This window comes from Microcoleus sp. B9-D4 (assembly GCF_036705105.1).
Lineage (GTDB): Bacteria > Cyanobacteriota > Cyanobacteriia > Cyanobacteriales > Microcoleaceae > Microcoleus.
On the sequence record NZ_JAUBTS010000052.1, the window covers coordinates 1 to 8046 of the forward strand.

The following is an 8046-nucleotide window of genomic DNA, read 5'->3' on the forward strand; positions in this document are numbered from 1 at the left end:
GGATGTGCCCAAAGGTACAAGTCCGGTTTTGAGGGGAGGGGGTTACAGCGATGTAATCCCTTTACCCGACTAATTCTCAAGCCCAAAGATGATGCGACGGCAATACTTGATAAAGTCAGCGAATTTCTGGCAGAACGAGGCATGAAGGTTAGTGAAAAGAAAACCAAGCTAACTGCTACGACAGATGGATTTGACTTCCTCGGTTGGCATTTCAAAGTGCAAAACAACGGGAAATTTAGATGCGTTCCATCAGCGGACAATTTTAAAGCATTCCGTCAGAAGGTAAAACACATCGTTAACAACTCGAATTATGGTGCTACGGACAAAGCTGAGAAATTAGCCCCTGTGGTTAGAGGCTGGAGAAATTACCACCGCTACTGTAAGTTAGATGGGTCACGGTTTTCGCTGTGGTTCCTCAACAATAGAGCCTTCAAGGTATTTAACAAGGAATCAAAACAGAACCGCTATACTGCCAGGAAACTGGTAGAAAAAGCGTTCCCGGCGATTCCCCACTCCGAAAACAAATTTGTCAACGTCAAAGGAGAGAAGTCTCCCTACGATGGAGATATAGCCTACTGGAGTGAGCGTAATAGCAAGCTCTACAACGGCGAAGCCTCTAAAGCTTTAAAACGGCAAAACCATAAATGTGGAAAATGTGGCTTAAAAATGCTAGGCGATGAAAAGGTACATCTACACCATTTAGATGGAAACCATAGTAACTCGAAAACTAATAACCTCTTAGCGGTTCACGAAAGCTGCCACGATTATATCCACATGAGCAAAGGCGCAAGCCAAGGACATCGGGAGCTGGGTGCGATGAAAGTCGCACGCCCAGATCTAACTGAGAGGGGCGGGGAATAATATCCCCCCTCGACTCAATCTAATCGGCTGGCGCTCCGCTTCCCGAATCGCCCGGAAAACCAGAGAGTTGACACTTTCATAGAGCAGTGTCTGGACAGCAATGCCTGGAATGGAGAGCATATTGATTCTTATGGTAAAATTTTACGCGGAGTCAAAACGCACCAGCTTTGTGTATAGAATAGCACGTTAGAAAGGTAATTTTTTTTGGTAACAAATGTTTAGTTTTTAATGTAGCCATCGAGTTTGGGACTTTTATGATTAATGTAAATTGTGTAGCCTGTCTTTGATTTTTGTGCGAGTCAACAATGCAGACTCACAGCGTTCCCAGTAAATTTTAGCAACGCGATCGCCCGGATTGTGACGCCAACACTCTTCAAAAAGCCGCGCCGCTTCAAATAACTTCCCTCCCGAGTAAAGTGCCCTAGCTTCTGCAAACAATTCCAGCGTAACTAACTTGGCCTGTTTAATTTCTGGTGGATCTGCATCAAACACCTCATAAATCGTCACAGCTTCAGATTTTCCCTTGACTTTTACCGTATCGAGGGTGCGGATTGCATACTGGGATGGATTTTTTAGGCGCGAGTAAGTTGGCTGGGTAATTAATAGCGCCACCCCATAATTTTTTGTCAAACTTTCCACGCGAGAAGCTAAATTCACCGCATCGCTGATGACTGTCCCGTCCATGCGATTTGGCCCTCCCACAGTTCCCAGCATCAAAGAACCCGTATTAATCCCAATCCCAATCTGAATCGGCGCACAGCCAGCGTTAGCGCAGTATTCATTGTATTCAGCGAGACGGTGCAGCATAGCAATTCCCGCTTTCACCGCATTATCCGCCTCGCCGCTAAATAGCGCCATAATCGCATCGCCAATATATTTGTCGATAAACCCCTTATTTTCATTAATGACGGGTTCCATGCGAGAAAGATAAGAATTGATAAATTTGAAATTATCCTCCGGCGTCATAGTTTCCGAAAGCGTGGTGAAGTCGCGAATGTCGGAAAACAACACCGACATTTCTAACTGCACTTGGTCGCCCAATTCCACATCAATGATGCTTGATTTCTCTAAAAACTGGAGGAATTGATGGGGAATAAATCGCTCGTAAGCTTTGTTGAGTTGAGCCAGCCTGCTTTCATTTTTGCGTACTTCTGTATAAAGCTTAGAATTTTGAATCGAGATTGCCGCCTGTCCAGATAACACTTTTAATAGTTCCACTCTTTCAGGGGTAAAAGCACCCGCTGTTAGATTATTTTCCAAGTAAACAATACTAATGATTTGAGATTGGTTAATCAGCGGCACACATAAAATTGATTTGGGCTGATGCTTTCGGATGTGGGCGTCGTTGGTAAATTGTCCCGATCGGGCAGCATCATCTAGTACCACGCTTTCTTGAGTGCGACTCACATAATTGACAATTGCGGAGGAAAGTTCTTGACAGGTTTCAACGGGGATTGACTGCAACACAGTGACGAGTTCGTCATCGATTTTTCCTTCAGCTTCAATGAACAGTTGTCCCTGGCTTAACAAAATCAGATATCCTCGTTGCGCCCCTGCATTTTCCATCAAAATTTTCATCAAGCTAGACAGTAGCTTATCTAGCATAATTTCTCCAGAAATCGCCTGAGAAGCCTTCATGACTGCGGTGATATCTAGGTGATTCCCCGAACCAGTCGTTGTCATTGCTACAGTAGTTTGAGTGTTTTTCCTTCCCGGTTGAGTTACCGCGAATAAGTGGGGATATCGCGTTTCTAAATCCGTTACCTTAGCAGTGGCTCCCCATTCAACATAACAATAATAAGCCTCAAATATGTAGGCTTGAGCAACTTTTGTTTTGCCCCATTCCCCGTAGAATTTGGCTGCTAGTTCGTTGGCCAGGGCTTCGTCATTAACATATTTGTTTTCTTTGGCTCCCGAAATTGCGCGATCGTACATTTCAATCGCCTCGGCTTTATTGCCCAAAACTCGATAGCGTTCGGCTTCCACTAAATACCATTTATGCAGATAATTCATCGGAGCATTTTGCGCCCACTTTTGCAGCGTGCTTTGATGGGTTTCCACTAAGGCAATATTTTCAGTTTGCTCAATTGCTGGCTGTGCGGGAAAAAGTGCCAGATGCGTCAGGGCTGCATAAAAATGAAAAATTGGAACAAAAGCCGATCCAGATACTCCCATCAAATACTGTTTGACTTGGGAAATGTGGTCTAGGGCAGCCGTATAATTGCCATAGCAGTAAGCAAGCAGCAGTTTGAAGATGCAGGCACAGGCGATCGCCGTAAATTCATTATCCTGATAGTGCTTGGGAATCATCACCGTTTCATCGTAGGCAGAGCCTATTAACAAATCCGGCCGAATACGGGTTTCCCTAAAGTTTTGCACCGTCTGCTGAATCATATCCAAATAAATTCGCGCAGAATTTTGTTTTAACTGCGCCATTACAGCCCTGTAACTTGCTATTTCTGGTTCCCAAGTGTCTAGTTCTACACCAGCGAATAAATGAGTATAAAAACAAATATATATGTTGTAGCCAGCGTCTACAAAGTCGCCCGTTTCCATACCAAACCTATAGCCCTCTTTCAGCGTCGGTATCGTTGCCAAAAGAGATTCTTGGCGATGCTGAATCCAGCCACCAAACAAAAGTAGAACTGTGGACTTGAATTCTGGTACATTCAACCGATCCAGCAATGAAAGTGCCAATAGCCCAAAGCCATAGCCCGTTTCCACCTCTTGTAAAAAGGCACAGAAAACCATCCCGTGCATCGCATAACCCACCGTCGATGCGGGCGCATTCCCAAAGGAGAGCGATAAACTTACCATCGTGGAGCTCAGCAGGGGCAGCAAACCGGGCATTCCCTGGAAAATGGGTGGAAACAACATACCAGACAGTTGCATAGCTGCCTGAGTCTGTGGATTTGTCATCACAGGTAGATCAACCAATTCCTCAATCTTTCTGCCGCCGAGGAGAGCCGCAAGGGCTTGTAGCGCTTTGCCAATCTTGGCTTCATCAGGTTCGGCAGGGAGTTCAATCCCCAATTGTAAGAGTGCCTCTCTTGCTACTGCGATCGTTTCTAACACCTTGCTCTGAGCTGTCTGAGCGGCAATTTTAATTTCGTAAATTTTAACTCGATCTAAAATTGTTTGAGCTTCTTGCAAAACCAGTGCTGCCATCTGTTCCATACCATCAAAGTCACCATTCAAATAGGCAATTTCAGCAGCAGCAACATAAAGATTTAGCGCCAATTCATATTGAGTTTGCCAGCATTGAGGTGTCAGTAACTCAATTCCCGTTTGTAGATAGATATTTGCCGCAGCGTAGGCGGTAGAATTTCTAGCCTTACGTCCAGCTTCTAAGTTTAGCTGGGCTAAGGCTGAGCGTTCACTTAATTGATGGATTAACTCAATTCCTTGATTTAAATGCCCTACAATATCAAATATTTTTTCTTCGGTTTCTATCTCGGAAGAACTTTGTAGCAGTAACTGTCCTATTTTCAGATGAGTGGCTTGTTTTTGCTCGTCGGGAATCAATGAATAAGCCGCTTGCTGGACGCGATCGTGGAGGAACTTATAAGTTGGATTAGCAACAGACTGATTCGAGGATTGAGCATCGGCTTGAATGAAGTTATAGCCTTCGGAAATCAATAAAATGAGTCCTTCTTGCAAGGCTTTCCACAGTGCTGATGCCGTTTGTTCTGGTAATTCTTCGTTGACTATTGCCAATGTCTCTAAATCAAACTGCGCCCCAATGCAAGCCGCCAGTTTGAGAACATCCTGAGTTTCGGCAGGCAACTTCTGCAATTGCGCCGCCATAAACTCCACCACATCCGAGGCGTCGGCAAATTTAACTTGATTAATATCGCACTGCCACCCCCCTTGTACCCCCCTCTGTCCCCCCTTGGTAAGGGGGGATGAAAGGGGGGTGGGGGATTGAGGGGGGTTAAAAATAATTTGACCATCTTCATGCAAAGCCTTGAGGAATTGAGTCGAGAAAAAGGGATTACCTTGGGTTTTTTGATAAACCAATTCTGTCAACGGTTGAGCCAAAGATAAATCGCAAATCAGCGTATCTGCTACCAACTGATTGAGATCTGCTAAACTCAACGGTTGCAGGGTAATCGTATTCACCACTGCCCCAGACTTCACAATCTCATCCACAGTCAACATAAACGGATGAGCCGGTGATACCTCATTATCCCGATAAGCACCCAATACTAACAGATGCCCCGTATCTTCCATCAATAGTTGTAATAACTTCAAAGATGCTGAATCTGCCCACTGCAAATCATCTAGAAACATCACTAAGGGATGTTCTGCTTGGGTAAATACTTGCACAAATTTCTGCATCAGCAGATTGAAGCGATTTTGGGCGGCACTCCCGGACAATTCTAGTGCAGGACTTTGAGCGCCAATGATGTGTTCTAATTCAGGAATTACGTCAATCAATACTTGCCCACTCTCGCCTACTGCGGTGAGAATTAGGGTTTTCCATCTGTGTAACTGAGCGTCACTTTCTGATAATAATTGTCCCATCAATTCCCGAAATGCTTGCACAAATGCACTAAAGGGAATATTGCGTTGAAATTGGTCGTATTTGCCTTTGATAAAATAGCCACGCTGTCGGGCGATCGGCTTATGCACTTCATTCACTACTGCGGTTTTACCAATCCCAGAAAAACCAGCTACTAGCATCATTTCGGCACTAGCATTACGAACTCTTTCAAAGGCTTCTAATAGATGATCAACTTCAGTTTCTCTGCCGTATAACTTTTCGGGAATCAGGAAATGGTCTGTAAGATCCAGTGTTCCCAATTCAAATTCTTCTATGCTCTCGGTTTCTTGTAGTTGAACCAGACAAATTTCTAAATCCTGCTTGAGACCCAATGCAGTTTGATAGCGATTTTCCGCATTTTTTGCCATCAGCTTGCTGACAATTTGCGAGACAATTAGGGGAATTTCTGGCTTGATTTCGTGCGGGGGAACTGGTTGTCTGGCAATGTGGCAGTGAACTAGCTCTAAAGCGTCTTCTGTCTCAAAAGGCAGTTTTCCTGTCAGCAATTCGTAGAAGGTGACGCCGAGGGAGTAAAAGTCTGTGCGGTAATCGATAGAGCGATTCATCCTACCAGTTTGTTCCGGCGAGATGTAAGCGAGGGTTCCTTCTAAAACGTTGGGATTTTTCAGGGTTGGCATTTCTCGCGTTAGCTGAGTGGAAATGCCAAAGTCGATAATTTTGAGCTGCCCCGTCGTTGGATTGAATACTATATTAGAAGGGTTAATATCTTTGTGGATAATATTGGCGCTATGAATTTGCCCTAAAGTTTCAGTGGCAGCGATCGCAATTTGCAGAAATTCCTTGAGGCTAAACTTTCGCTGCTGCATCCATATTTTCAACGATTCCCCGCCAAAGTCCTCCACAAAAATCACGAGGCTGTTTTGGTATTTTTGCAAGTCATAAACTTGCACCACTCCCGCCTCTTTCAGCTCTCGGGTGATACGGTATTCGGTGCGGTAGCGTAGCAATTCTTGAGGTGTCGGGTAGCTCTCTTTGAGAAGTTTGAGGATGAGCGGTTGGCGATCCGCTTCCCGAAGGGCCCGGTAAACCAGAGAGTTAGCACTTTCGTAAAGCAGCTTCTGGACGGCAATGCCTGGAATGGACAGCATATTTATTTTTTTGGTAAAAATTAACGCGAAGTCAAAACACACCGGGTTCGTTGTGTCGAGAATAGCGCTTTAGAAAGGAACAAATTATGTTTTTATAACACACTCTTAGTTTTTCGGCAGCGAAGTGGCTTTCAGGCGGTCTGGCATAGTAAGGGTAAGGAGTTATTATGCGACGTTCCTAAGCCTTGTTAATTCTCAACTCCATGAATTGTCACCGTTTCTGTTATCCAAACATCGTTAAAAATTGTCCCACCCCCAGCGCTAAGCAAAATTTTGAATGTAAAGATTGTCACAGGCAGTTTTTTCACAACCAGAGACATCAACCGATTGGAGAAGAAACCAAATAATTGAGCGATCGGCTTTTATTAGAAAAAATATCTTGAGTCGCGATTGTAAAAGTCACGAGGGTGCCCCCGCTGGTTCCAATACTATGTGTTTTTCAACAATTAGCATCAGTCCCCCGGAAAGTTCAAGTAAAGTCAAAAAATCCAGGCAAGCTAACGATCTAAGGTGATGAAATGTAGTCGCTTGTAAGCACTAAGGCTAACAAGCAGTGGAAATAGCTGGCAATGGATGCCTTAACCAAAGAAATTCTAGGGGTGTATATAGGAAGTCGAGTTGAAAGGGGTGCTAAAGGTTTTTGGGATTCCCTCCCAGGAGTTGACAGACAATGTGCCGTCTATTATACAGATTTTTTGGTCGCATATAAAAAAGTTTTGCCTCGCCAGCGACACAAATCTGTCGGGAAAGATACGGGCAAAACTTCTGATATCGAAAGATGCAAGAACTCCCTGATGTACAGGATATCTCGCTATTGTTGTAAGAAAGAGTCTTTCCTAATCTAAAAAGCTCTCCAATCCGGTGGGAGCTTTGTGGTATTTTATTCAACATTACAACGCTTCTTTATCCCTAAAAGGATTAAGAATTTTTCGTTGCTATGCAGGACTACCAGACTTTGTTCTCATGATTTTGGAGAGTCATTTATCTACTTCCCCTTACCCTTCCGGGCTACAAACTCCCGCAGCCGGAGTAAACTAGCCGTTTGCCCCAAATTCAGCGGCAGCAGCGACACTCCCTCCAACCGAGACTGCACCCAACCATCGCCCCAATACCACTCGTGAAATCCGTCAATTCCCTGACTCAATAACAGCCGCAGACAATTGTGCTCAACAATATCAACGTGATGCTGAACTGCCACGGGGCCTAGCCAACTTGTAAAGGTCAAACCTTGAGCAAATTCTTCCGGCAAACCGCTAGACAACTGCTGTGGCCACAGCCACTGCTGCAATTGACTCGGACGCAACAAGCTGTCTCTAATCGCTGTTTCGGAAGCTTCAAGCTCAATCCGCAGGTTGCTTTGTTGAAAATTACCGAGCATAAGAATTTGAGATATAACTGCAAGTAACTTTAATGTAACTTATTGGACTGGTTCTAACCTCTTATGGGCGGGCAAGATGCCCAACCCCTACTCCCCACAAAAACCAAATGCACTCACTCTTTGTGGAACAGGCATCTTGCCTGTTCAGGGCG

At 44.6% G+C, this 8046-nt stretch carries 4 protein-coding genes; 2 read left to right on the forward strand and 2 right to left on the reverse strand.

Going from position 1 to position 8046, the window contains the following annotated elements:
- Window positions 1-861, forward strand: an 861-nt coding sequence (locus tag QUB24_RS24635; protein WP_333156166.1) for a group II intron maturase-specific domain-containing protein, incomplete at its 5' end; no start/stop codon positions are given.
- 258 nt (window positions 862-1119) lie between these two features.
- Here QUB24_RS24635 and QUB24_RS24640 read toward each other — a convergent pair.
- Window positions 1120-6516, reverse strand: a complete 5397-nt coding sequence (locus QUB24_RS24640; protein WP_333156168.1) for an AAA family ATPase — start codon at window positions 6514-6516, stop codon at window positions 1120-1122.
- Window positions 6517-6719: 203 nt separating this feature from the next.
- Between QUB24_RS24640 and QUB24_RS33695 the strand changes: the two genes are divergently transcribed.
- Window positions 6720-6863, forward strand: a complete 144-nt coding sequence (locus tag QUB24_RS33695) for a transposase-like zinc-binding domain-containing protein (RefSeq protein ID WP_445300436.1) — start codon at window positions 6720-6722, stop codon at window positions 6861-6863.
- A 638-nt stretch (window positions 6864-7501) separates the two neighbouring features.
- Here the strand turns inward: QUB24_RS33695 and QUB24_RS24650 are convergent.
- Window positions 7502-7894: a hypothetical protein gene (locus QUB24_RS24650; protein WP_333156169.1), complete on the reverse strand. Its 393-nt coding sequence runs from the start codon at window positions 7892-7894 to the stop codon at window positions 7502-7504.
- Window positions 7895-8046: the final 152 nt, after the last annotated feature.

Bases quoted from the DNA above. Each gene is read 5' to 3' on its own strand.
- QUB24_RS24640 (WP_333156168.1), bottom strand. From the start codon at position 6,516: ATGCTGTCCATTCCAGGCATTGCCGTCCAGAAGCTGCTTTACGAAAGT.
- QUB24_RS33695 (WP_445300436.1), top strand. From the start codon at position 6,720: ATGAATTGTCACCGTTTCTGTTATCCAAACATCGTTAAAAATTGTCCC.
- QUB24_RS24650 (WP_333156169.1), bottom strand. From the start codon at position 7,894: ATGCTCGGTAATTTTCAACAAAGCAACCTGCGGATTGAGCTTGAAGCT.